This window comes from Catenulispora sp. EB89 (assembly GCF_041261445.1).
GTDB lineage: Bacteria > Actinomycetota > Actinomycetes > Streptomycetales > Catenulisporaceae > Catenulispora.
This window is the reverse complement of sequence record NZ_JBGCCU010000033.1, coordinates 1-25,208: the sequence shown is the minus strand read 5'-3', so window position 1 is coordinate 25,208 and position 25,208 is coordinate 1. Positions and strand designations below refer to the sequence as shown.

Annotated in this window: 21 protein-coding genes; 15 read left to right on the top strand and 6 right to left on the bottom strand. The window is 70.8% G+C overall.

Features of this window, described 5'->3' with window-relative positions; all coding sequences use genetic code 11:
* The first annotated feature begins 260 nt into the window (after window positions 1-260).
* The 6 genes from ABH920_RS43495 (at window position 261) to ABH920_RS43470 (ending at window position 8,116) form a co-directional block, all read left to right on the top strand.
* On the top strand, window positions 261-1,313 hold the full coding sequence (locus ABH920_RS43495) for a response regulator transcription factor (protein ID WP_370355195.1): 1,053 nt from the start codon (window positions 261-263) through the stop codon (window positions 1,311-1,313).
* 23 nt (window positions 1,314-1,336) lie between these two features.
* Window positions 1,337-1,873 (top strand): TIGR00730 family Rossman fold protein, encoded by a 537-nt coding sequence (locus ABH920_RS43490; protein ID WP_370355194.1) that lies wholly within the window; start codon window positions 1,337-1,339, stop codon window positions 1,871-1,873.
* 144 nt (window positions 1,874-2,017) lie between these two features.
* The gene (locus ABH920_RS43485; protein ID WP_370355193.1) at window positions 2,018-3,238 is read left to right on the top strand and encodes a hypothetical protein; all 1,221 of its coding nucleotides are present in this window, start codon (window positions 2,018-2,020) and stop codon (window positions 3,236-3,238) included.
* A gap of 17 nt (window positions 3,239-3,255) precedes the next feature.
* The gene (locus ABH920_RS43480; RefSeq protein ID WP_370355192.1) at window positions 3,256-4,005 is read left to right on the top strand and encodes a DUF4239 domain-containing protein; all 750 of its coding nucleotides are present in this window, start codon (window positions 3,256-3,258) and stop codon (window positions 4,003-4,005) included.
* 146 nt (window positions 4,006-4,151) lie between these two features.
* Window positions 4,152-7,424, top strand: a complete 3,273-nt coding sequence (locus ABH920_RS43475; protein ID WP_370355191.1) for a penicillin acylase family protein — start codon at window positions 4,152-4,154, stop codon at window positions 7,422-7,424.
* A gap of 104 nt (window positions 7,425-7,528) precedes the next feature.
* Window positions 7,529-8,116, top strand: a complete 588-nt coding sequence (locus tag ABH920_RS43470; RefSeq protein WP_370355190.1) for a TetR/AcrR family transcriptional regulator — start codon at window positions 7,529-7,531, stop codon at window positions 8,114-8,116.
* A 45-nt stretch (window positions 8,117-8,161) separates the two neighbouring features.
* Here ABH920_RS43470 and ABH920_RS43465 read toward each other — a convergent pair whose 3' ends face one another.
* Window positions 8,162-8,818 (bottom strand): polysaccharide deacetylase family protein, encoded by a 657-nt coding sequence (locus ABH920_RS43465; RefSeq protein WP_370355189.1) that lies wholly within the window; start codon window positions 8,816-8,818, stop codon window positions 8,162-8,164.
* A gap of 101 nt (window positions 8,819-8,919) precedes the next feature.
* Window positions 8,920-10,206, bottom strand: coding sequence for a PucR family transcriptional regulator (locus tag ABH920_RS43460; protein WP_370355188.1), 1,287 nt, complete (start codon window positions 10,204-10,206; stop codon window positions 8,920-8,922).
* 118 nt (window positions 10,207-10,324) lie between these two features.
* On the opposite strand from ABH920_RS43460, the gene ABH920_RS43455 reads away from it, so the two are divergent.
* The 5 genes from ABH920_RS43455 (at window position 10,325) to ABH920_RS43435 (ending at window position 16,493) form a co-directional block, all read left to right on the top strand.
* Window positions 10,325-11,212, top strand: coding sequence for an SGNH/GDSL hydrolase family protein (locus ABH920_RS43455; protein ID WP_370355187.1), 888 nt, complete (start codon window positions 10,325-10,327; stop codon window positions 11,210-11,212).
* Between the two features lie 8 nt (window positions 11,213-11,220).
* Window positions 11,221-13,275, top strand: a complete 2,055-nt coding sequence (locus ABH920_RS43450) for a hypothetical protein (protein WP_370355186.1) — start codon at window positions 11,221-11,223, stop codon at window positions 13,273-13,275.
* Between the two features lie 47 nt (window positions 13,276-13,322).
* A complete protein-coding gene (locus ABH920_RS43445; protein WP_370355185.1) occupies window positions 13,323-14,198 on the top strand; it encodes a hypothetical protein in 876 nt (291 codons plus the stop codon).
* Window positions 14,199-14,490: 292 nt separating this feature from the next.
* Window positions 14,491-15,189 (top strand): hypothetical protein, encoded by a 699-nt coding sequence (locus ABH920_RS43440; RefSeq protein WP_370355184.1) that lies wholly within the window; start codon window positions 14,491-14,493, stop codon window positions 15,187-15,189.
* 80 nt (window positions 15,190-15,269) lie between these two features.
* Entirely contained in the window at window positions 15,270-16,493 is a 1,224-nt protein-coding gene (locus ABH920_RS43435; protein ID WP_370355183.1) for a cytochrome P450, read from the top strand.
* Window positions 16,494-16,524: 31 nt separating this feature from the next.
* Here the strand turns inward: ABH920_RS43435 and ABH920_RS43430 are convergent, their stop codons facing one another.
* Window positions 16,525-17,685 (bottom strand): acyl-CoA dehydrogenase family protein, encoded by a 1,161-nt coding sequence (locus tag ABH920_RS43430; protein WP_370355182.1) that lies wholly within the window; start codon window positions 17,683-17,685, stop codon window positions 16,525-16,527.
* 176 nt (window positions 17,686-17,861) lie between these two features.
* On the opposite strand from ABH920_RS43430, the gene ABH920_RS43425 reads away from it, so the two are divergent.
* The gene (locus ABH920_RS43425; protein ID WP_370355181.1) at window positions 17,862-18,515 is read left to right on the top strand and encodes a PadR family transcriptional regulator; all 654 of its coding nucleotides are present in this window, start codon (window positions 17,862-17,864) and stop codon (window positions 18,513-18,515) included.
* A gap of 229 nt (window positions 18,516-18,744) precedes the next feature.
* Window positions 18,745-20,001: an FAD-dependent oxidoreductase gene (locus ABH920_RS43420; RefSeq protein WP_370355180.1), complete on the top strand. Its 1,257-nt coding sequence runs from the start codon at window positions 18,745-18,747 to the stop codon at window positions 19,999-20,001.
* 229 nt (window positions 20,002-20,230) lie between these two features.
* Here the strand turns inward: ABH920_RS43420 and ABH920_RS43415 are convergent, their stop codons facing one another.
* Both ABH920_RS43415 and ABH920_RS43410 read right to left on the bottom strand, forming a co-directional pair.
* Window positions 20,231-20,755: a nuclear transport factor 2 family protein gene (locus ABH920_RS43415; protein ID WP_370355179.1), complete on the bottom strand. Its 525-nt coding sequence runs from the start codon at window positions 20,753-20,755 to the stop codon at window positions 20,231-20,233.
* Window positions 20,756-20,816: 61 nt separating this feature from the next.
* Window positions 20,817-21,785 carry a GlxA family transcriptional regulator gene (locus ABH920_RS43410; protein ID WP_370355178.1) on the bottom strand — a complete coding sequence of 323 codons (969 nt, stop codon included), beginning with the start codon at window positions 21,783-21,785 and terminating at the stop codon, window positions 20,817-20,819.
* 99 nt (window positions 21,786-21,884) lie between these two features.
* Here ABH920_RS43410 and ABH920_RS43405 point away from each other — a divergent pair, with 99 nt between their 5' ends.
* Complete coding sequence (locus tag ABH920_RS43405) at window positions 21,885-22,541, top strand: HD domain-containing protein (RefSeq protein ID WP_370355177.1); 657 nt, start codon at window positions 21,885-21,887, stop codon at window positions 22,539-22,541.
* A gap of 53 nt (window positions 22,542-22,594) precedes the next feature.
* Here ABH920_RS43405 and ABH920_RS43400 read toward each other — a convergent pair whose 3' ends face one another.
* The gene (locus tag ABH920_RS43400) at window positions 22,595-23,542 is read right to left on the bottom strand and encodes an NADP-dependent oxidoreductase (protein ID WP_370355176.1); all 948 of its coding nucleotides are present in this window, start codon (window positions 23,540-23,542) and stop codon (window positions 22,595-22,597) included.
* 116 nt (window positions 23,543-23,658) lie between these two features.
* Between ABH920_RS43400 and ABH920_RS43395 the strand changes: the two genes are divergently transcribed.
* Window positions 23,659-24,744 carry a LysR family transcriptional regulator gene (locus ABH920_RS43395; protein ID WP_370355175.1) on the top strand — a complete coding sequence of 362 codons (1,086 nt, stop codon included), beginning with the start codon at window positions 23,659-23,661 and terminating at the stop codon, window positions 24,742-24,744.
* Window positions 24,745-25,208: the final 464 nt, after the last annotated feature.

Here is a 25,208-nt window from a genome sequence, read left to right as displayed (position 1 = left end):
ACCCCGCCGCCGGTCGTCGACCGGCGCCCCGTTCGGACCCGGCCATGGAGCACACTTGTTCAGTGCTGTCGAAGGCTTCCGGGCGAGGTCCCACCACCCACCCGACGACGGCCGGCTGCCGCCGCCTCACCACACCCGGTCGCCCGGGTGGATCAGAGGTCGGCCGGGGTCCTGCATAGACAGTGATTCCTTGAATGTGTGCGGTGACAGAGGCCAGATGGTTCACCATGTGGCTGGGAAGAACCGGAAGGAAGACGAACATGGACGGACCGTCCGGAACCGGACCCGGGGAAGACGCCCTGGCGGCCGTCTACGCCTGGGTGGTCGCCGAGCGGCGGCCGGCCGACGGGGACCTGCCGCGCATGGCCGCCGACCTCGGCCACAGCGAGGCGGAGTGCCGGCGGGCCGTCGCGATCCTGGAGGAGCGCCACGTCCTGATCCGGGACGGCGGCACGGTCGCCGCGGCCAGTCCCGACGTGGCCATCGCGGCCCTGGTCGGCCCGCGCGAGAGCGCGCACCGGCAGGCCGAGAGCGAACTGCTGGCCGAACGCGACCGGACCGACCGGCTGCGGGCCCGGCTGGCGGCGCTGGCCCCGGTCTACTCCACGCTCGTCCGCGAGGGCGGCTCGCCCGGCGTCGACGTCATCGAGGACATGCATGCTGTCCGGGCCCTGATCAGCGACCTGACGGCGACCTGCGAGAGCGAGATCATGGCCTGCCAGCCGGGCGGCGGCCGGCCCCCGCGCGCCCTGGCCGACGCGCTGCCCCGGGACCTGGCCCTGCTGCGCCGCGGCATCGTGCTGCGCAGCCTGTATCAGCACACTGCGCGCTTCCACGTCCCGACCCAGGACTACGCCGAAGCCGTCCTCGCCGAGGGCTCCCAGATCCGCACCGTCGCGGAGATCCCCGGCCAGATGATCATCGTGGACCAGCGGACCGCCTTCCTGCCGCACGTCCACCACGAGTTCGGCGCGATCGTCGTGCGCGAGCCCTCGATCCTGGCCTACCTGTGCGCGGCGTTCGAGCAGTCCTGGAACCTCGGCACGCCGTTCCAGACCGGCCCCTCGGCCGCGCGCATGGCCGTGACCGAGATCAAGTCCTCGATCCTGACGCTGATGGCCAACGGCCTCAAGGACGACGTCATCGCCAAGCGGATGGGCCTGTCCGTGCGGGCCTGCCGCGGCCACATCGCCGAGCTGATGGAGACCTTCGGGGCGCGCAGCCGGTTCCAGGCCGGTGTGATCGCCGCCGGGCTGGGGCTGCTGGACGCGAAAGGGGTGGACGGGACGCCTGAGACCGGCGCCGAGCTGTGATCGGCCGCGGGTACGGTGATCTCATGCGTATCTGCGTCTTCCTCTCCGCCGCCGACCTCGACGAGCGCTACACCGGCCCGGCCCGCGACTTCGCCGAGCGCCTCGGCAAGGGCGGCCACACCCTGGTCTGGGGCGGTTCGGACGTCGGTCTGATGAAGGTCCTCGCCGACGGGGTCCGCGCCAGCGGCGGCCGGCTGGTCGGGGTGTCGGTCGGCTTCCTGTCGGCCTCGGTGCGCGCCGATGCCGACGAGATGGTGGTCGCCGAGGATCTCGCCGAGCGTAAGAAGCTGCTGCTGGAGAAGGCCGACGCGGTAGTGGTGATGGTCGGCGGCACCGGGACGCTGGACGAAGCCACGGAGATCCTGGAGCTGAAGAAGCACGGCCGCACCACCAAGCCGATCGTGCTGCTCAACACCGCCGGTTTCTACGACGGCCTCAAGCAGCAGTTCCGCCGCATGGAGGACGAGGGCTTCCTGCCGCTGCCGCTCGCCGATCTCGTGCACTTCTCCGACGAGCCGGCCGAGGCGCTGGCGTATCTGGACTCTGCGACGCCGGAATAATGCCCTGAGGGCATTCCCGAAAGAGTGAGAACGCGTCGCCTTTCGCGGATATGTCGGTGATGCTTCTTCCCTCGAATTTTCGCCACTTTCGCCAGGTGCTCCGCCGCTGGTCATGGTCATGGCGCATTGCTACGTTGCGCCTCGATGACCCCTTTGGCGAGCCCTGTCTCGATATTGTGTGCACTACTCGGCACCCTGCCGGTGTCGGCCCTGTTCTCCGACGCGGACTGCCATCCCCCGCGCCTGGAGATATCGGTCACGGTGAACGGACGCCCCGCGTCCCCCGATCCGCTGATCAGGAACGGGAACCAGGTCCGTGTCGTCTACCGGCTGACCAACGCCGGCGACCGGGACGTCGAGAACGTCCACCTGGCCGCCGCGCTCGGCGAGACGATCGTCTGTCCCACGGGCGGTGCCGACGTCCCGGAACTGGAAGAGCACGACAGCGTCGTCTGCGTCGCGACGGTCAGCGCGACCGCCGGGGCGCACGACGGAACGGTCACGGCGACCGGGCACTACGGGCGCCGCTGGCCCTTCGACGAAGGCGACCGCGGCAGTAGCGGCCACGTCGTCAGCACCGACGACCTCGGCGGAGACTGGGACGGCGGGGACTGGGACCGCTCGGTGTCGGTCTCCGCGCCGGTGGGCTACCGCGGCGTCGGCGGCCTGATCACCGCGACCGACTCGGTCTCGGTGACGCCGACCGCGACCGGCGGCCGGGCGACCTTCGCCTACACCGTCACCAACACCGGCAACCTGCCGGTCTACGACTTCTCGCTGTCCGATCCGCTGGTCCCGGCAGGCGGGATCACGTGCACCGGAACCGCTTCAGGGCTGTCTCCCGGTGCGGTCGCTCATTGCGGCGCCGTCGTGGATCTGACTCCCGGTCCGCATCGCAGCACCCTGTCGGTCTCCGCGAGCGACCGCACCTCGACCGCGGGCTCGGACGGCGGCACCGTCCCGCCGCCGACGCTTTCGGCCTCCGCGGCGTCCGGCTTCACCGTGGTCGCGCTGCCGCCCCCGCCACCCCCTCCGACGCCGACGCCGACTCCGACACCCACGCCGACCCCGGTCCCGCCGCCGTCGACGCCGCCCCCTCCGCCCCCGACACCTACGCCCACGCCGACCCCGACCCCGACGCCCAAGCCCACCCCGACGCCCACTCCGATCAAGACCGTGCCCCGCACGCCGCCTCCGTCTCCGCGTGCTGCCCCGCCCACACCGTCCCCGTCGCACACGGCCATCCCGGCCCAGCCCGTTGTGGCGCACCCCCCGCGCCCGGGAGTCAAGACCTCTCTGTTCCTCCTCGTCATGATGATGCCGGCAGCCGGCGCCGCCGCGGTGCTCGCGGCGCGCCGGAAATAGACCCGCGGGAGCGGCGAATGTCCAATGTGATCAGTGGTCTGATCGTCGTGGCCGTGGCCGGCCTCATCGGCGGGCTCGGCCTTTTGGTGCGCGTCAAGGTGTTCCCGGGGAAGGAGGACGAGGAGCGCGAGGACGTCGCGGGCTACGTGACGATGATGGTCGGCGTGATGTTCGCGCTGATCCTGGCCCTGGCCCTGGTCTCGGTGTGGGAGGACAAGGACAGCGCCGAGGGCCACGTGGCGACCGAGGCGAGCAGCCTGAACGAGACCTACCTGCTGGGTGCCTCGATGCTGCCCGCCGACCAGGAGAAGATCCAGGCGGCGGCCACGGCCTACGCCGACTACGTCGTCCACACCGAATGGCCGGCCATGCGCTCCGGCAAGGAGGTCGGCGACAACGGCTGGCAGCTGCTGGCGACCCTGCGCACCTCGTTCCTGAACGCCGACGTCGCGACCCCGGCTCGCCAAGCCGTGCTCTCCGACGCCACGACACAAATCAGCAACCTGGCCGACGCACGCCGCGGACGGCTGGACGACGCCGAGAAACGCATGCCGTCGGTGCTCTGGGTCGGCCTGATCCTCGGCGGTCTGCTGACCGTCGCACTCACCTTCATCTACGGGATCGAACAACGCTTCACCCACATCGGCATGGTGATGGGCCTGGCCGCTTTGATCGGCTTCATGCTGATCCTGATCTACAACCTGGACAACCCCTTCAACAACGGTGTCGGAGCCGATACCGGACCGTTCACCAGGTACTTCTCATGACCCACTCCTTTATCAGGCATCGATGACGATCAGGGGCGGTGACGGAACCAGGTCAACTGTCCCAGTCAATCGTTCGGAAACTCTTCCGCAACGTGTTACTCGGTAGTAGCGTGCGCCGCGCCACACATCCCGGAAGGAGACCGAGCATGCACATCCGTGCCCGAACGATGGCCGCGGCGGTGACCGCGCTGGTAGTGGGCGGAGCCCTCGCGGTTCCGGCGGTGACTGCTTCGGCGGCCTCCGCGGGAGCCGTGAGGGCCAAGGCGGCGACCGTCTCCGCCTCCGGCGCCGCCGACTACTGTCTCGGCCAGTGCAACGACATCCTGCCGCCCGGCGAGAACGGCAGCGCCACGACCGCGCAGATCCTGTGGTTCAAGGCCACCGGCAACCGGCCGGCGAACACCGACGACCAGCTCGGCAAGTACGCCAGCCTGGTCGACGGCTACACCGGGCTGACCAACAGCACGCTGGGCAACTTCTTCAACGACTCCTCCTTCGGCGTCCCGGCCAACCAGGTCAGCAGCACCCTGAACCCCGGCGGCCGCAGCGACGTCACCATCACCCGCGACCAGCAGGACATCCCGCACATCTACGGCACCACCCGCTCCGGCGCCGAATACGGGGCCGGATACGCCGCGGGCCAGGACCGGCTGTGGATGATGGACGTCTTCCGGCACGTCGGCCGCGGCGAGCTGAGCGGCTTCGCCGGCGGCGCGGCCGGGAACCGGCAGCTGGAGCAGAACTTCTTCCTCAATGGCGCCTACACCGAGCCCGACCTGCAGGCCCAGGTCGACCGCGTGAAGAACAGCGGTCCGCGCGGCGCGCAGGCCTACCAGGACATGACCGACTACCTGGCCGGCCTGAACCAGTACATCGCCGATGTGAAAGCCGGCGACGACTTCCCGGGCGAGTACGACCTCACCGGCAACGCCAACATCTTCACCGGCGACGGCATCCAGAACTTCCAGCCCACCGACCTGGTGGCGATCGGCACCGTCATCGGCGCGCTGTTCGGCGCCGGCGGCGGCAACCAGGTCGCCTCCGCGCTGGTCAAGGAGGCCGCCGAGGCCAAGTACGGGGTGGCGCAGGGCGACGCGGTCTGGAACTCCTTCCGCGAGGAGAACGACCCCGAGGCCAACCTGACGCTGCACAACGGCCAGTCGTTCCCGTTCAACGGGACCCCGGCGAACCCCTCCGGCGTGGCGATGCCCGACCCGGGCTCGGTGACGCCGCAGCAGATCGTCTTCGACCCCACCGGCTCGGCCGCGTCCAGCACGACCGCCGCGACGACCGCCACCGGCGCGGCCGCGGCGAAGTCGGCGACGTCCAAGGCCAACCTCAAGGCCGACCCGGCGCTGGGCAAGCAGACGAACTCGATGGGGAACGGCGTGCTGCCGGCCGGTCTGTTCCAGACCAAGCGCGGCATGTCCAACGCCCTGGTCGTCTCGGGTCAGTACACTGACACCGGCAACCCGGTCGCCGTGTTCGGCCCGCAGACCGGCTACTTCGCCCCGCAGCTGCTCATGCTGGAGGAGATTCAGGCCCCTGGCATCAGCGCCCGCGGCGCCGCCTTCGCCGGCCTGAACTTCTACGTCGAACTCGGCCGCGGCGCCGACTACTCCTGGAGCGCCACCTCGGCCGGCCAGGACATCATCGACACCTTCGCCGTGACGCTGTGCAACACCGACGGCACGCCGGCCACCAAGGACTCCACCGCCTACCTGTACAACGGCGTCTGCACGCCGATGCAGCAGATCGAGCGGGACGACTCCTGGAGCCCGACCATCGCCGACAGCACGCCGGCGGGTTCGTACAAACTCATCGCGTTCCGGACCAACTTCGGCATCGTGCAGGCGCGCGCCACGGTCGGCGGTAAACCCGTCGCGTACACCTCGCTGCGCTCGACGTACCAACACGAGGTCGACACCATCGTCGGCTTCCAGATGTTCAACGATCCGAGCGTGGTGACCGACCCGGCCGGCTTCCAGCAGGCGGCCTCGAACATCACCTACACGTTCAACTGGTTCTACGTCGACTCCCAGCACACGGCGTACTACAACTCGGGCCTGAACCCGACGCGGCCGGCCAACGACGACCCGAACCTGCCGATCGCCGCGGACGCCGCGCACCAGTGGCTGAACTGGGATCCGAGTACGAACACGGTCTCCAACACGCCGTTCGCGTCGCATCCGAACTCCATCGACCAGAACTACTACGAGTCGTGGAACAACAAGATCGCGCTGAACTACACCACCTCCGGCTTCGGCGACGGCTCGATCTACCGCAGCAACCTGCTCGACGAGCGCATCCAGGGCCTGATCAACTCCGGCACCAAGGTCACCCGGGCCTCGCTGGCCCAGGCGATGGAGGACGCGGCCCTCACCGACCTGCGCGGTGAGAAGCTGCTGCCGGAGATCCTGCAGGTCATCGGCACGCCGACGGATCCGACACAGGCCAGTGCCGTGGCCGAGCTGAAGACCTGGCTCACTGACGGCGCCAAGCGCAAGGAGACCTCGGCCGGCAGCAAGACCTACGCCGACTCCGACGCCATCCGCATCATGGACGCCTGGTGGCCGCTGCTGGTGCAGGCCGAGTTCCAGCCCGGCATGGGCGCCGACCTGTACTCGGCGATGACCGGCGTGCTCCCGGTCGACGACTCGCCGTACGGCGGCTCCGAGGCCGGCGTGTCGCACAAGGGCTCGTCGTTCCAGTCCGGCTGGTACTCCTACGTCGACAAGGACCTGCGCTCGGTCCTCGGACAGTCGGTCCAGGGCCCGCTGGCGCAGAGCTACTGCGGCGGCGGCAACCTGACGCAGTGCCGCACGGCCCTGCTGTCCGCGCTGTCCACGGCGATCGCCACCCCGGCGAGCTCCGTCTACCCGGCCGACTCCGTGTGCTCCGCCGGCGACCAGTGGTGCGCCGACTCCATCCAGCAGCACCCGCTGGGCGGCATCACCGACAACCAGAGCAACTGGCAGAACCGCCCGACGTTCCAGCAGGTCGTGCAGTACCCGGCGCACCGTGGTTCGAACGTCGCCGACCTGGCGACGACGAGCACCGCGACCGCCTCCAGCAGCCAGTCGGGGTATCCGGCGAGCAACGCGATCACCGGCAACGGCGCCAACCGCTGGGCCAGCAACTGGGACGACAACGAGTGGCTGCAGGTGGACCTCGGCTCGGTCCGCCAGGTCGGACGCGTGATGCTCAACTGGGAGGCCGCGTACGGCAAGGCGTACAACATCGAGGTCTCCACCGACGGCAAGAACTGGCAGACCGTCTACTCCACGACCACCGGCCACGGCGGCCAGGAAGTCGACCGGTTCCCGGCCACCACCGCGCGCTATGTACGGATGCAGGGCGTCCAACGCGGCACCGGTTGGGGTTACTCTCTGTACCAGTTCCAGGTCTACGCCCTGTAACCACCAGGACCAGCACCACTGAAACCCCACCTGGCCTCGCCCGGACCGCCTCGCGGTCCGGGCGAGGCCGGTCGGGGCCCGAGCACATAGGGATGGATCACCGCATGCCGCGAATAGCCGTCGACGAACGCCGTGAACTCCTCGTCGAGGCGGCGATCCGGGTGATGGTGCGCGACGGCGTGGCCAAGGCCACCACGCGGTCGATCGTCGCGGAGGCCGGCATGGCGCTGGCCACGTTCCACTACAGCTTCCGCTCCAAGCAGGAACTCCTGGAGAACGTCATCGAGACCATCACCGCGCACACCCTCGACCTCGCGGTCGAGGTCCTCGTCGGCGACGGCAGCGCCGAGGACAAGGTGCGCTCGGCGCTGGAGACGTACTGGAGCCACGTGGTCGCCAACCCGGGGGAGCACCGGGTCACTTACGAACTGACGCAGTACGCGCTCCGCCATCCCGGGCTCGCGACGATCGCGAAGCGGCAGTACGAGGCGTACATCGCGGCGGCCTCGACGCTGATCGAGTCGCTGGACGTGGGGTGGAAGGCGCCGACGCCGGTCATCGCGCGCTACCTGATCTCGGTCATGGACGGGATGACGCTGCTGTGGCTGAACGAGGGCGACGATGCTTCGTGCCGGGCAGCGCTGGATCTGGCGGGGGACCACCTGGTGAGTCTGATCGACACAGGGGTCTGACAGACTCTCGTACCGTCGCGGCAGACCCGATGGCTTGTCAGGCGTTCAGCGGGCCCAGATCGCAAAGGTGTATCCCCGCGCCTTCAGGGTCTTGAGGATCCCGCCGAGCGCCGCGACGGTCTGGCTGCGGTCCCCGCCGCCGTCGTGCATCAGCACCACCGACCCCGGCCGGACCTGGCTGAGCACCCGGTTCCGGATCGCGGCGGTGCCGGGGCGCGACCAGTCGCGCGGGTCGACCGTCCACAGCGCGATCTTCTTGCCCAGTGCCGACGCCCGCGACCGCACGCCGGCGTTCACCGCGCCGTACGGCGGCCGCAGGCAGCAGGGGCGGTAGCCGGTGTGCGCGCGGATCTGCCGGTCGGTGGCGCTCACCTGGTAGGCGAACTGCGAGGCCGACAGCTTCCGCAGGTCGGGGTGGGACCAGGTGTGGTTCTGCACGCTGTTGCCCTGCCGGTAGACCTGCGAGGTCGCCGCCGGGTGCGCGGCCACGTTCTGGCCCACCTCGAAGAACGTGGCGTGCACCCCGTACTGCGCCAGGATCCTGAGGACCTGCGGCGTGTAGAGGCTGGGCCCGTCGTCGAACGTGATGTAGACGACCTTGCCCGCCGCGGCGGCGGGCGCCGCCGAGAGCGTGACGCCGACCAGGGCGAGGACGGTCGCGACGGCGAGGGCTCTGAGCTTGCGAGAAAGTCCTTTGATCACTTCCAGCGGATTCCCGGGGACGGTGGATGAATGCCTGATGGACGGATAATTCCCCCATAAGGCCCTGTAGTGCTCCGTGCTGAGTCGCCGGCGTGCCGCCGCTACGAGCGCTCGCCGAGCGCCTGCCGCGCGACCAGCGACGCGTGCAGTTCGCCCAGGTCCTCGGTGCGGTGTGCCGACAACCCCGTCAGCTCACTGATACGGCGCAGCCGGTAGTCGACGGTGTTGGGGTGGACATGCAGCGCGACGGCCGTCGTCCGGCGGTCGCGGTCCAGGTTCAGGTACGTCTGCAAGGTCGCCAGCAACTCCGGCTTGCCCGCCAGCGGCTCCAGCCGCGCCGCGAGCGCCGGCAGCGCCGCCGACGGCCGGCTGAGCTGGTAGTCCAGCAGCACGTCCGCAAGCCGGTACAACCCCGGCGGACGCTTCGTCGCCCGCGCCAGATCGACGATCTCGGCCGTGTGCGCGACCGCGGTCGGCACCTCCGCGACGTCGGCGACCGCGACCGCCGCCGTCAACGGAGCCCCGGCGACGTCGGCCGCGTCGGTGATCAGGGTTCGTAGTTCGTCGTGGTTCAGGACGGCCGCGTCGTCGTCGAGCGGCATCAGGACCGTGCCACGATCCGACCGGAACGCGGTCAGGCAAGGCTGCTGCGCGAACGCGTCCAACGCCTCCCGTACGCGCCGGATCTTTCGACGCGCCGCTACCCCGGGAGCGGCCGCGTCCTCGTCGGGATGGCGTTCGAGATGCAGCGTCAACACGGCATAGCGCGGTGCCGCTTGCGCGGTCCCGTCCGGCTCCGTCCCGGAAAGTAACGCCGCCATTAATGCGTGCCGGCCGCTGTGTTCCTCGCTGTCGATCGCGCGCCGCGCGGCCAGGTAGCTTTCCGTGACCGAGCACAGGATCCGGCGCTGGATGTCCAGCAGCATCTCCAGCAGCTCGCGCAGGTCGGTGTGATCCGCGGGTGTGGCACCGGCTGACACCTGCGACCACACCATGGAGATGCCGAGCTGGTACGCCGCCAGGATCGCGTCCAGCGGCACGCCTTCCTCGGCGCGGCGCTGGGCCGACCGGCGCTGAGCGGCCAGCTCGGTCTCGTCCGGGACGCGCCGCGCCTCGACCGCGTCGGCGAACATCCGCACCGACTGCTGCACGATCTCGGCGATGTCCCCGGCGACTTCCTCGCTCGGCAGCGTCGCGTAGACCGGCAGCTCGTCGAGCAGGCGGGCCAGGACGCGGCGCGACAGGTCCGGCGCCATGGCGCGCAGGTCGGCGGCGACCGGCCGGCCTCCGATGCGCAGCGCGTCGGGCGGTCCCGCAGCCGTCAGCCGCCGTTCATCCGCACCGCCTTGACGCGCGTCCGGATCCTCAACGCCTTTGTGACGCGTCACAGAATCCCTCGCTGAAGTCTGGGTCACCGTCCAGTTAATCAGTGCCCGAAGAGTCTGCATGATGACAGACGACAGCGTCCAACCCCCCAGCGTGCAGAAGCCCGGAGGACTACCTACCGTGAAAGCGTCTCGCACCGTCAAGGCCGCCGCAGGGCTCTGCGCTCTGCTCGGCGCGGTCTTCGCCACCGCCGCCACCTCGGGCACGGCCCAGGCCGGCGCGATCCCGCAGGTCTACGTCGCACTCGGCGACTCGATGGCCTCCGGGCCGCTGATCCCGAACCCGACCGGCGAGCTCGCCTGCGCCCGCTCCACCCACAACTACGCGCACGACATGGCCGCCGCGCTCGGCATCCCGGTCCTGCGCGACGTGACGTGCAGCGGCGCCAGCACGTTCCACATGACGAACCCGCAGCCGCTGTCGATCGCCGGGGTGTCCGCCGGCACCGCGCCGCCCCAGTTCGACGCCCTGACCCCGGACACCACCCTGGTGACGCTCACCATCGGCGGCAACGACGTCGGCCTGGTCGGCGTCGCGCAGAACTGCGAGCAGCTGAACCCCTTCGCCGCACCCTGCGAGGGCAAGTACGTGGTCAACGGCGTCGACTCAGTGGCCGCGCGCACGGACGCCTTCGCCCCGAAGCTGGCCGCCGTCCTGGCCGGCATCCACCAGCGCTCCCCGCAGGCCCGCGTCCTGGTCACCGGATACGGGCTCTACATCAAGGCCGGCGGCTGCTGGCCGGTCGAACCGCTGCTCGGCTCGGACGCCACCTGGCTGCAGAGCGAGGTCGACTACCTGAACAGCACCATCGCCACGACCGCCGCCGCCAACGGCGCGACCTACGTCGACGTGCGCACGCCGAGCGCCGGGCACGACTCGTGCCAGGGCGAGGGCTCGCGCTGGGTCGAGGGCTTCGTGCCGCTGTCGCTGGCCGCGCCGCTGCACCCGAACCAGTCCGGCGAGGCGGCTTACGCGCGCATCATCGGCGCCGTGGTCGCGAACGGCTAGCCAGGATCATGCGTGCACGTTCTTTGCTGAGGTCGGCGGCGGGCCTGGCGCTCGCCGCCGCTCTTGTCGCCGGTCTCACCTCGCCGGCGGACGCTGACGACGCGCAGGTACCACCGCCCTCGGCACCCTCGCCGGCCCACACCGGCTGCGACCCGATCGCCGGCCCCGCCTGCCTCCTGCCGTTCCCCGACGACTGGTACACCCGCCCCGACCCCTCCACCCCGACCGGCCGGCGCATCGATTTCTCCGCCTCCGACCTGCCGGCCAGCGCTCTTGCAGGCTCCGCCGACCCGACCGCCTGGAACCGCCTCGACGGCTTCTCTCCGGGCTCGGCGCTGGTCCTCACCGTCCCCGGCCTCGATCCGGCCGCCAGCGGCCTCGCGCCGGTCACCGACATCGGCCGCTCCCTCGCCCCGGACGCGCCGATCGTCATCCTCGACGCGACCACCGGCGCCCGCTGGCCCTACTGGGCCGAGCTCGACGCCAACGACCTGCAGCACCGCGCCCTGCTCGTGCACCCCGCGCGCGACTTCCTCGACGGCCACCACTACGTCGTCGGTATCAGGAACCTGCGAACCGCGACCGGCGCCCCGATCCCGGCACCCGCGCCGTTCGCACGCATCCTCGGCCATCTGCCGCGCCGCGATCCGCTGCGCGAGCGCCAGCGCGAACTCCAACCGGCGCTCAAAGCGTTGCGCGGTAACGGCATCCGCACCTCAGACCTCTACCTCGCCTGGGACTTCACCGTCGCCAGCACCGTGAGCCTGACCGGCGACCTGACCTCGATCCGCGACGACGCCTTCGCCCGCCTCGGCTCGGCCGCGCCGGCGTTCACCGTCACGTCCGTGACCGACCCGACCCCGGCTCAGGACCCGAACATAGCCCGCGTCGTCGAAGGCACGATCCAGCTCCCGAGCTACCTGTCCCAGCCCGGCGGCCCGACCGGCTCGGTCTTCCACCGCGCACCCGACGGCCGTCCCGCGCAACTCCCCGGCAACACCCAGACCGCCGACTTCCGCTGCGAGATCCCCCGCGCGGCGTTCACGAAGCCGTCGCAAGCCGCGCTCTACGGCCACGGCCTGCTCGGCAGCCGCGACGAGGTCGGCGCCGCCAACGTCCGGGCCATGGCCGGCGAGCACGACTTCACCTTCTGCGCGACGGACTGGATCGGTATGGCGGCGGGGGATCAGAACACTGTCGTGTCCGCGCTGGCGAACCTCAGCGCGTTCCCCGAAGTCACCGAGCGCACGCAGCAAGGTGTGCTGAACGCCCTGTTCCTCGGCCGCGACCTCGCCGGCCCCGACCCGGCCCCCGACGCCGCCCCCGGCCCCGCCCCCGACCCGGCCGCCGACGGCTTCGCCACCTCCCCGGCCTTCCAGACCCCCGACGGCCGCCCCCTCCTCGACCCCCACGCTGGCGTCGTCTACGACGGCAACAGCCAGGGCGGTATCCTCGGCGGCGTCCTCGTCGCGGTCTCGCCGGACGTGAAGCGCGGCGTCCTCGGCGTCACCGCGATGAACTACAGCCTCCTGCTGAACCGCTCCGTCGACTTCACCGCCCTGCAACCGGCGCTCGACGCGGGCTACCCCGACAAACTCCAGCAGCAAGTGGTCTTCCAGCTGATGCAACTGCTCTGGGACCACGCCGAGACCGACGGCTACGCCCAACACCTCACCGACCACCACCAGGTCCTCATGGACGTCGCGTTCGGCGACCACCAGGTGGCGAACGTCGCGGCCGACGTCGAGGCCCGCACCATCGGCGCCCGCCTGCACGTCCCGGCAGCAGCGCCCGGCCGGTCGCCCGACACCGTCCCGTACTGGGGCATCAGCCCGATCCGCCGCCCCGGTTATCAGGGCTCGGCGATGGTGGTCTGGGACAGCGGCACGCCCCCGGCGCCGCCGACGAACACCGCGCCGACCGGCCCCCAATACGGCCACGATCCGCACGAGGATCCCCGAAACTCGCCGGCGGTACGGCTGCAGAAAGCCGTGTTCCTCACCACCGGTGTGGTCATCGACGTCTGCGGCGGTGCGCCGTGCACCGAGCCGCCGGCGTCGTGACAGCTGTTGGACACCCTCTCTGTCCCCTGAGAAAGGACACCTGCCTCATGAAGCACCGTTCGTGGTCGTGGCGCGCCGCCGTGATCGCCGCGCTGCTCGCCCTGTTCCCCCTGGCCTCCGCCTCGGCATCGGGCTGGACCCGGCTGCCGGGCTACCAGACCTGGACGCTGGTGACCGCGCTGGAGCGCGGCCAGGGCGTCTCGACCGACGGCACCTACTACTACTTCTCCGGCACGTACTCCCTGGACAAGGCCACCGTCAACGGCATCAACGACGTCACGTCCAACGCGACGGCCATCCCCTCCCAGCTCTCCTCGCAGTACGGCTCCAACCACATCGGCGACAACGACTACTACGGCGGCTACGTCATCACCGGCATCGAGGACGGCAGCGCCTACCAGCACCCGCTGCTGGCGCTGTTCAACGCCTCGAACCTGAGCTACACCGGCCGGTACGTGCAGCTGCCGCTGAACCTGATGCCCGGCGGCGTCCCGTGGGTGGCCGTCGACGCCGCGGCCGGCCTGGTCTACACCGCGCCGTGGAACCAGAGCACCGCCGACGGCAGCGACCACCTGGTCGTCTACAGCCTCCACGACCTGCTCACCCTCCCGGCCGGCGCGGCCCTGCCAGTCCTGCGCACCGTGAAACTGTCGCAGCCGCTGAGCCGCATCCAGGGCGCAAAGGTGTGGCGCGGCCAGCTCTGGGCCTCGGCCGACATCGCGGGCAACAAGTCGGTCTGGACGATCGACCCCACCACCGGCGCCACCACCGAGCAGTTCACCCAGGACGTCCAGCCCAACGACGAAGTCGAGGGCCTGGTGGCCCTGGACCTCGGGCCCTCCGGCGGCCAGCTGCACATCCTGAACGTCGGCTCCGGCTGGAAGTCCATCTTCCTGTACTTCCAGCATTACGCCCTGAACTAGCTTCGATACCGATCGCATAAGACCGCGGCGGCGGAGGTTCCCCAGCCTCCGCCGCCGTGTCAGCCTTCGTACAGAGGGTGCGGAATCGGTCTTATGGGGGCAGATCATGTCTGCGTTCGGGCGGTGGGTTCAGGCGGTCGCGGCGGTTGTCGGGGCGGGGCTGGCGGTTGCTGTCGGGGGGTGCGACGGGGCCGGTTCGCCAGGTCAAGTCCCACCGATTCACGTCGATCACCCCGCCACCGTGACCTTCTCTCCCACGCCGCCTCCGAGAGAATCGGTCTCCTTCGCGTTCATGACGTCCGGAACGACGTCGGAAACACAGAGCCAGGAGCTGGCGGTCATCAGGCGGCGGATCGCGTTCGAGCAGCTGAAGAACGCCACGGCCAGCCTCAGTCCGGACGGTCACGACGTCGTCCTGCAGGGCCTGACCGTGAACACCCAGCAACTGGTGCTGCTGGCGGATACCGGAGTCCTCGGACTGCGGCCGGTGCTGGCCATGACTTCCGCCCCGCGGCCCGGCGGACCCGCGCCGCAGGGCATGTCGGCGGACCTCTGGCACTGGTACGAGACGCTGGACTGCTCCGAGCTGCTGGTCGAGCAGCCGAGCGAGCAGATCGCCGCCTGCCAGTGGGACGATTCGCGGGAGTACGCGCTGGACGCCAGCGTGCTGGACCGGACTTCTGTCGCCTCGGCAGGCGCGTCCGTCAGTCCGCAGGGCACTGATCAGCTGGACATCCAGCTCACCAGCGAGGGCGCGGCCCGGCTCAGGACGCTGACGATCACGCTGGCCGGCTCCGGGCGGCAGGTCGCGGTCACCGTGGACGGATTCGTCTGTGCGGCGCTGGTGATCAAGCAGCCCATCGCCGACGGCCGTCTGCAGATCACCGGCGACTTCGGCACCGGTATGACGCAGAGTCTGGCCGCGATGCTCGACAGTGGCCCGCTCCCGGCGCCGCTGGCCTCTGCCCGCGGCCCCGAATCAATCCACTGACGGTCGGCCACGGCAGCATTGGGCCTCCGGCCCGTGCGGTACCCGTTGGCCTGTGCCGCGTGCTGCGGTTGACTCGAACCATGACCGAATCAGAGATCTGGTTTCAGGACCCGTACGCCGCCTTCGCCCAGGGCCGCCAGAGCGCGGGCCCGGCTTTCGTCCCGGCGGTCGGCGCGTGGGTGGTGGCCCGGCACGACGACGTGCTGGAGGTGCTGCGGCGCGCCGACGAGTTCTCCTCGGCCAACACCCTGCCGCGCGACGAGATGCTGCCGCCGGCGGCGCGGGCCGAGCTGGCCGACAGCATCGGCGGCCGGCCGGTCGTGGTGAACTCCGACGGCGCCGCGCACCGGCGCTACCGTGCGCCGTTGCTCGCGGGGCTCACGCCGGCGCGGGTGCAGCAGGTGGTGCCGTTCATCGAGGAGCGGGCGACGGAGCTGGTCGACGGCTTCGCCGGGGACGGCCATGTCGAGTTCGTCAGCCGCTACACGTCCGTCCTGGCCAGCGAGACGATCGGCCGGCTGATCGGGCTGGAGCCGGAGGAGGTCGCGCAGGCGGTGCACGGCACCACGCAGGCGCTGGTCATGTACTTCTTCCCGGTCGGCGACGGGCAGAAGGCCGAGGCCGCGCGGAAGTTCGCCGAGATGCGGGCGATGATCGACGCGCACGTCCGGCGGCGGCACGCCGAGCCGCGCGATGACTTGTCCAGCACGCTGCTCGCGGCTCTGGCGCCCGGAAACGGCGCCGAGCTCACCCTCGACCAGCGCCACGAAGTCGCCTCGAACGTCCTGAACCTGTTCATCGCCGGCTTCATCACCGCCACCCCGCTGCTCGGCACGATGGTTCTCAATCTGCTGCGACACCGCGAGCAGTGGGAGCTGCTGTGTGCGAAGCCTGAGTTGATCCCCGCCGCCGTCGAGGAGGCCACGCGCTACGACACCTCCATGCAGAGCGTCCGCCGCATCACCACCGCCCCGGTGACGCTGGCCGGCGTCGAGATCCCGGCCGGCGCGACGCTGCTGGTGGCGCTCGCCTCCGCGAACCGCGACGCGGGGATCCACGACCAGCCCGACACCTTCGACATCACCCGTCCGACCGCTGCCACCGCCGCCAAGCACCTGTCGTTCGGCCACGGCCCGCACGCGTGCGTCGGCGCGCAGCTGTTCCGCGAGGAAGCGCGCGCGACGCTGCGGGTCCTCACCGAGCGCCTGCCGAACCTGCGACTCGCGCCGCAGGAGACCGGGACGATGGGCCGCAGCGTCGTGCCGCGTGACGGCTCGCTCCAGGAGCTGAACCTGGTGTGGTAGCCGCGAAACCCGGTGTGGCGGCTCCCAGCGGCTACAGCCCGAGCGACTTGGCGACCACCGACTTCATGACCTCGCTCGTGCCGCCGTAGATCCGGTACACGCGGTTGTCGGCGTACAGCTTCGCGATGGGGAACTCCAGCATGTAGCCGTATCCGCCGTGCAGCTGTAGGCACTTGTCGATGACCCGGCTCGCCATCTCCGTCGTGAACAGCTTCACCCCGGCGGCGTCGGCGACCGTCAGCTCCCCGGCCTCGTACAGGTCCATGGCGCGGTCGATCATCGCCTGCCCGGCGGTCACTTCGGCGGTGCACTCGGCGAGCACGAACTTCGTGTTCTGGAACGAGGCCACCGGCGTGCCGAACACCTCGCGCTCCTTGGTGTACGCGAGCGCGAACTGGATCGCGGCGTCGGCGGCGGCGACCGCGGACACCGCGATGCCCAGCCGCTCGGGGACCAGGTTGTGCGTGAGGTAGGAGAACGCCTTGCCCTCCTCGCCGAGCAGGTCCTCCACCGGCACCTTCACGTCGGTGAAGGACAGCTCGGCGGTGTCGGAGGTGCGCAGGCCGATCTTCTCCAGCTTGCGGCCGACCGCGTAGCCCGGGGACTTGGTGTCCACGACCAGGATCGACAGGCCGGCGCGGCGGTTGTCCGGGTCGTACGGCGAGGTGCGCGCCACCACCAGGACGCGGTCGGCCAGCACGCCGCCGGTGATGAAGGTCTTGGCGCCGTTGAGCACGTAGTGCGTGCCGTCCTCCGACAGCTTCGCCGTGGTCTTGATGCCCGCCAGGTCGCTGCCGGTGCCCGGCTCGGTCATCGCGATCGCGGTCATCATCGCGCCGGAGACGAAGTCCGGCAGCCAGCGCTGCTTCTGCTCGTCGTTCGCGAACTCCAGCAGATACGGGAGCACCAGCCCGGTGTGCACCGACGAGCCGCCGAAGCTCACCCCGGCGCGCATCAGCTCCTCGGTGGTGACGGCCTGGTACTTGAAGCCGTTGGCCTCGCCGGCGCCGCCGTACTCCTCGGGCACCTCGATGCCGAACAGGCCGAGCTCGCCGAGCTTGTAGTAGAACTCGCGCGGGGCGTGCCCCTGCTTCTCCCACTCGGGATAGACCGGGACCACCTCCTCGGCGATGAAGTCCCTGATCATCTGGCGGAAGGCCTCGTGGTCTTCGGTGTAGACGGAACGGCGCACAGTGCGTGTCTCCTCATCGGTCGCGCTCGACGGCTGCCTTCAGCTTCGCGGTCGCGGTGCCTCGCGGCTAGTCGGAGGATGCGGTTGCCCGCTAATACTCGTCGACGTATATTTGTAGACGAGTAATCGGCGGATCTCGGGGATGCCGCCGGCAGTGTCGGAACCGGGAGGTGGCCGTGGCCGCGAAACGCAAGGTCGACAACCTGCTCGCGCTCGCGGTGCTGGCCACCGTCGTCCAGCGGTCGATGCACCGGTACGAGATCGCCTCGCTGATCCGGGCGCACGGCAAGGACCAGCAGATGGACGTCAAGTGGGGGTCGCTCTACACCGTCGTCCAGAACCTGGCCAAGCACGGGTTCCTGGAGGTCGTCGGCACCAGCCGGCAGGGCGCGCGGCCGGAGCGGACCGTGTACCGGATCACCGACGCCGGACGCGCCGAACTAGCCGACTGGACCCGCGAGCTGATCAGCACGCCCGAGCCCGAGCACACGCGGTTCGCCGCCGGGCTGTCGGTGCAGATGATCCTGCCGCCGGCCGAGGTGATCGAGCTGCTGCGGACGCGGCTGGCGGCGTTGGAGGAGGGGATCGGCGCGCGAAAGGCCGCGCTGGACAGGACGCTGCAGACGGTGCCGCGGCTGTTCCTCGTCGAGGACGAGTACGCGCTGGCGATGGTCGAGGCCGAGGCGGCGTGGGTGCGCGGGCTGCTGGCGGAGCTGAGCTCGGGGACGTTCCCGGGGCTCGACGGCTGGCAGGCGTTCCACGACGGGGCCGGGCTGCCGCCGGAGATGCTCGAACTCCAGGAAAGGGGTCTGGACCAGCCACAGGACTGACACCAGGCGATACGCCACACGCGATACGCCACACGCAACACGCGATATGCCCCGGCGGCGATGCGCCAACACCGCCGCCGGGACCTGCTCTCGGACCGACGTCCGCACGGGCGAACCCCGGCCACGAGGTGCCAACCCCAGTTTACGGGGGCCTCCCGGGCGTGATGTCGGAGCCGCCGCGCCTTTGCGCGCAGCGCGGCTGATCAATCACGCACCGCGGAGGGATCCCATGTCCACGTCTCAGAACACTGCATCTCAGAACGCTGCATCCCAAAACACTGCCAGTTCATCGCGCCCGACCGGCGTCCGCACCGCCATCGTCATCGGCGGCGGCATCGCCGGCCCGGTGACGGCCACCGCGCTGCGCAAGGCCGGCATCGAGGCCACCGTCTACGAGGCCTACCCCGAACTCGGCGAAGGCATCGGCGGCGGCCTGGCGCTGGCCCCGAACGGCATGGCCGCACTCGACCTCATCGGCGCCGCCGACGCGGTCCGCGCCGTGGCCACGCCGGTGACGCACACCCGGATGGCGATCGACGGCCGGCCGCACGCCCTGCCGGCCCTGGCCGGCGTCGAGCCGCTGCAGATCGTCGGCCGCGGCGACCTGCACCGCGTGCTGCGCGACCGCGCGGCGCAGGCCGGCGTGCGCTTCGAGTACGGCCGGCGCCTGACCGGCGCCGCCGAGACGGCCGACGGCGTCGAGGCCCGCTTCGCCGACGGCGGCACCGCCACCGCCGACGTGCTGATCGGCGCGGACGGCGTGCGTTCGACCGTGCGAACCCTCATCGACCCGGCCGCCCCCGGCGCCGACTACACCGGCCTGCTCGCCTTCCAGGGCTACGTGGAAGCGGCCGCCGACCTCGACACCGAACCGGGCGTCATGACCTTCGCCTTCGGCAAGCGCGCCTACTACCTGTACTGGAAGATGGCCGACGGCCGCCTGACGTGGGGCGCGAACCTGCCGTCGAAGCAGTACACGTCGCTGACCGAGGCGCGCGCCGTCCCCGCCGACCAGTGGCTGCGCCAGCTGCGCGAGACCTACCGCGACGACGCCCCGGGCCGCCTGCTCGCCGAACGCACCACCCCGGACAACCTCGACGTCACCGGCGCCATCCACATCATGCCGCCGGTCCCGCACTGGCACAGCGACCGCATGGTCCTGGTCGGCGACGCGGTCCACGCGCCCTCGAACAGCACCGGGCAAGGGGCCTCGATGGCCATCGAGAGCGCGCTCCAACTGGCACGCTGCCTGCGCGACATCCCGAACCCGGCAGCGGCGTTCGCGGCGTACGAGGCGTTGCGCCGCGAACGCGTCGAGCGCATCACGAAGCGCGGCGCCCGGACGAACCGGACGAAGACGCCGGGGCCGGTGGGGCGGAAGGCGATGCACGTGATGATGCCGCTGTTCTTCCGGATGATGAACTTCGACAAGGTGATGGGGGCCGAGCAGCGGTATCGGATCGATTGGGAGGCGCCGGTGGGGTGAGGCGCGGGCTCGGAGCGCGCGCCGGAGCTGGTGGCGGTGCCGGTGCCGCAGCAGGAGTTGGAGCTGGCGCGCGAGCCGAGGCTGGAGCGCAGGGCCGAGTCGGCGCTGGAACTGGTCCCGGGTCGGCATCGGTGCCGGCGCGGGGAGCTGGGCGACGCTCGAGCTGGCGAGCCGGGCCTGTGTCGGTGCGCGGTGCTGGTGCCGGTGCCGGTGCCGGTACCGGCGTCGGTCAGGACCCTGATTCCGCCTCAGCGATCTCCATCCCGCTGACATAAGTCCCGTCCTCCTCGACATGCCCCGCACCATCGCTCGCGGCCAGCGGGGCCAGGTCGAAGGGCCGCAGCACCCGTCGGCGCGCGATCCGCCAGCGGCCGTCGTCCTCGCGGCGGTATTCGTCCTCGTACGTGCCGCCGCCGACGACCCAGCGCCGGTCCGGCAGTTGCAGCAGCAGTACCAGGTCGCTGCGGCCGGTCGCGGTGGCGCCGGCGACCTCGACGGTGTGGTTGGCGGTGGCGTGCTGCATCACCGGGAAGGTCTCCCACTGCTCCCGCACCGCGGTGCGGATGGCGTCGATGCCGGTCAGCACGTGGTCGGGGCCCGCCTCCCACACCGCGTCGGACGTCCACACCGACTCCCAGCGCGGCAGGTCGCGGTGGTCGGCGCCGATGCAGTAGTCGTGCGCCAGGCGGTGCAGCGCCAGCTCGGATTCGACGCGGTCGAGGCGTGCGGCCAGGTCCTCCAGCGAGATCGTCATGGGCGCGATCGTAGGGGCGATCCGATCGGCCCGCGCTCGTTTGCGAGCTGGCCCGCGCCCGTCAGTCCCCTGACACCCGCGCGGTCGTCGCGAACCGCGTCCGGTACTCGCTCGGCGTCGTCCCCAGGTGCTTCGCGAACACCCGCCGCAGCGTCTCGTCGCTCCCGAGCCCGCTGGCACGCGCGGCCGTCGTCACGCTGTGCCCGGACAGCAGCAGCTGCCGCGCGCGGTCCAGGCGCACGTTCTCCAGCCAGCGGGCCGGCGTGGTGTTCAGCTCGGAGTTGAACAAGCGCGTCAGGTGCCGGGAGCTCACCGCCGCGCGGGCGGCCATCGTCGGCAGCGTGTGGTCGGCGGCCGGGTCGGCGAGGACGTCGGCGATCAGGTCGCGCAGCAGGTCCGTGTGCGGCGGCGGGGTCTGCAGCGCGGTCGAGAACTGCGACTGGCCGCCGGGGCGCTGCATGAAGACGACCAGTTCGCGGGCCACGGCCCGGGCCGCGTCGGCGCCGTGGTCCTCCTCGACCAGCGCGAGCGTCAGGTCGATGCCGGCGCTGATCCCCGCCGAGGTGACGTAGCGGCCGTCGCGGATGTGGATCGCGTCCGGCTCGACCCGCACGCGCGGATACCGGCGCGCCAGCCGCCCGGCGTGACGCCAGTGCGTCGTCGCCCGGCGCTCGTCGAGCATGCCCAGCTCGGCCAGCACGAACGCGCCGGTGCAGACCGAGGCGACGCGGTCGGCGGGCGCGGCCACCTCGGCGACCGCGTCCAGCAGCTCCCGCTCCAGCGGCTCCTCGGCGAGCCGGTCGCCGCCGGCCACGACGACGGTGTCCAGCGCGCCGGCGTCGGCGGGGGTCACGGCGCCGGACAGCGCCAGGCCGTTGGACGTCGCGACCTGCCCGCCGCGTGCCGCGACCAGCACCAGCTCGTACGGCTCGGCGACGCGGCCGGCCTGGTGCAGCACGTCCGAGGGGCCGCTCACGTCGAGCATGGTGACTCCGTCGAACACGACGATGCCCACGCGGTGCGTCGTCATGTCTGAATCTGTGGTTCATGTGGCTGGAAGGACATGGCCCCAGCCTACGTCCCCGAGCGACTGTGGAGGCACAGCAAAAGAGCCACTGATGGAGGAACCATGACCGAGACAACGAGGACCGTCGAAACCATCGCCGGCATCCAGATCCCCGACAGCACCCTCGCTCGCGAAGCGACCGACCTCGTGCGCGACGCCGCCTCGCCCCTGCTCTTCCACCACTCCCGCCGCGTCTACCTCTGGGGCGCCCTTCGCGGCCGCGAGCAAGGCCTCACCTTCGACCCCGAACTCCTCTACATCGGCGCCCTGTTCCACGACCTCGGCCTGACCTCCCGCTACCGCCGCACCGACCAGCGCTTCGAGCTCGACGGTGCCGACGAGGCGCGCCGCTTCCTGGCCGTGCACGGCATCACCGGCGACCCGGCCGACCGGGTCTGGACCGGTATCGCCCTGCACACCACCCCCGAGATCCCGCTCCACATGGCGCCGGAGATCGCGCTGGTCACCCGGGGCGTCGAGCTGGACGTCCTGGGCATCGGCTATCACGCGGTTTCCGACGAGGAGCGGGCCGCGGTGGTGGCGGCGCATCCTCGGCCTGACTTCAAGAACCAGATCCTCGCCGCCTTCACCGAAGGCATCCGCGAGCGTCCGGAGACCACGTTCGGCAATGTGAAGGCGGACGTGCTGGAGCACTTTGTGCCCGGCTTCGTGCGGGGGGACTTCGTCGAGGTGATCAGGAACTCCGACTGGTCGGAGTAGGCGCGCCGGGAGCGCTGGGAACGCCGGGAACGCTGGGAGCGCCGGAGCCGCGCTCAGATCAGCACGACGGTCTTGCCCCGCGCCCCGCCGACCGCGTACCGGGCCAGGGATTCGGGGACCTGGTCCAGCGCGATGGTCTGCTCGACCGGCACGCTGATCCGGCCGGCGACGGCTTCGTCGGCGATGCGGGCCAGCAGGCCCGGCTTGTCCTGCATCATGTAGTTGATGACGGTGATCCGCTCGGAGGCGAGCAGCTCCGGGGAGGCCGTGTTGGTCGCCGAGATCGCGAAGCCGCCATCGCGGACCACGGCGGTGTACGTGCCGAAGCGGTCCCGGTCGCGGGTGAGGTCCAGGAACACGTCGACGCCGTCGGGATGGGTCTTGCGCACCAGCTCGGCGACATCGTGCGTGGCGTAGTCGATGGTCTGCGACGCCCCGAGGCCGCGGATCCACGCGTCCGCGTCGGCCCGTGCCGTGGCGATGACCTCGGCTCCGCGTGCCGCCGCCAGTTGTACGGCGAACACCCCGACGCCGCCCGTGGCGCCCACGATCAGGATCGATCGTCCGGGTCCCAGGTCCAGCGACTCGACGACGCCGAGGGCCGTCATGCCCGCGGTGGGCAGCGCGGCGGCGACCTCGGCGGACAGGCCGTCCGGCACACGACGCAGCGCTCCGTGGCTCGGCGATCCGGCGATGACCGCGTAGTCGGCGAAGGTGCCGCGACCAAGGGGGGCGTCGAAGAACTGGCCGTGGACGACATCCCCCGGGGCGAACCCGGTCGCCGACGCGCCGACCTCGACGACGGTGCCCACGCCGTCCGTTCCCAGGACGAGCGGCCGGGTCGTCGGCAGCGACAACAGGCCGTCGGCGACGCTCATGTCGACCGGGTTCAGCGAGGCCGCGGTCATCCGCACCAGAATCTCCCCCGGACCCGGGCTCGGCACCGGCAGGTCCACGAGCGCGGGCTTGCCGCCGATTTCGGATACTGCGATGGCACGCATGGATGTCTCCTGTTTCGTTCGGTCCGCCCGATGCCGGCGGATCCCCACCGCCCAGTCAATCCGCGGCGCACGCCGAGCTGAAGGACCGCTTCGGTCACCTTTGATACCCTGGAGGTATGAATGAGCTGGAGACGCGCCAGCTCCGCTACTTCGTCGCGGTGGCGGAGGAGCTGAACTTCGGGCGCGCGGCCGAGCGCCTGGGCATGGCGCAGCCGCCGCTGTCGCGCGCGATCCGGGAGCTGGAGCGCCAACTCGGCGTGTCGCTGCTGGAGCGCACGACGCGGCGGGTGGAGCTGACACCGTCCGGCGAGGTGCTGCTGCGCGACGCGCGGACGGCGCTGGACGCAGTCAGCGCCGCGGGCCGGCGCGCGCAGCACGCGGGGGAGGCGAGCCCGCAGCTGCGGGTGGCGCTGAAGGCGGACGTCGACGGCGGGCTGCTGCCGCGGATCCTGGACGCGTACGCGGCGCAGGAGACCGGGCAGCCGGTCGCATTCGTGCTCGGGCGGTACGGAGAGCAGGTGGCGGCCCTGCGCGACGGCCGCGCGGACGTCGCGCTGGTACTGGACCCGGGCGACGCCCGAGGCGGCGGCGTGGACTTCGAGCCGCTGCTGAGCGAGCCGTTCCTGCTCGCCGTCGCGGCGACCGACCCGCTGGCGGCCTACTCGGAGGTCTGCCTCGCCGACCTGGCCGGACGCTCGATGCCCGGCGGCGAGCCGGCGGATCAGGGGCCTGTGTCGGCGCAGGTGTGTAGCCTCGGCTTCGACGGTACGTCGCAGTCCGGTTCCGACAGCTTCGGGCGGGCGAGCGGGGGCTCGCGGAGCGGCGGCTCCGACCTGCCGGAGATCTTCCGACTCATCGAGTTGGGCCGCACGGTGTGCTTCTTCCCCGCCTCGCTCACCGCGCGGTATCCGCGCCCTGACATTGTGTACCTGCCGGTGAAGGACCTGCGGCCGGCGATGCTCGCGGTCGCCTGGCCGCAGGATTCGCGGTCGGTGGCGGTGGCGGGTTTTGTGCGGGCCGCCGCCGAGGTCGCCGCTGCTGTTGCTGCTGGTGTCGGTGCCGGTGTCGCTGTTGCCGATGCCGATGCCGGTGTCGCTGGTGCCGCTGCCGATGCTGCTGTCGCTGGTGTCGGTGCTGCTGTCGCCGGTGTCGGTGTCGGTGCCGATGCTGCTGCTGTCGCTGATCGATCTCTGGTGCGGTGACTTGGTGCCCCTGGCTTTTGTGAGTGGTTGTCGATGTCGGGCAGGGGTCCTGTGCGTTGCACGGGATGCGGTTGGGCTGTGGTTTTAGAGGCCTTTTACGGCTTCGCCTAAGGTTTGGTGACCTCGCGGGGGGACGCAGTTCGGTTGAGCGCAGCAGGTTGCGCTGGCGGCCGCCGGTTTCCGCGTGCACGACCACGCGCTGGTTCAGATCTCTGGGGCAATGCACTGGCGGCTGGCGGTTTTCGTGTCCACGACCGCGCATGGGTCCGAGTCACTGCGCACGCGTTTGGTCTGGCGGCCGTCTGCCGCGTTTGGCGGGCACCTCGAGGGGCGGATTTCAGTGGTCGTTGCAACGGCGGCTACTGATTTGTGTTCAGGAGTTTAGCGAGGCGTTCGGCGGGGGTGTCCCAGCCGAGGGTTTTGCGGGGTCGGCGGTTGAGTTGGGCGGCGACGGCGGCGAGGTC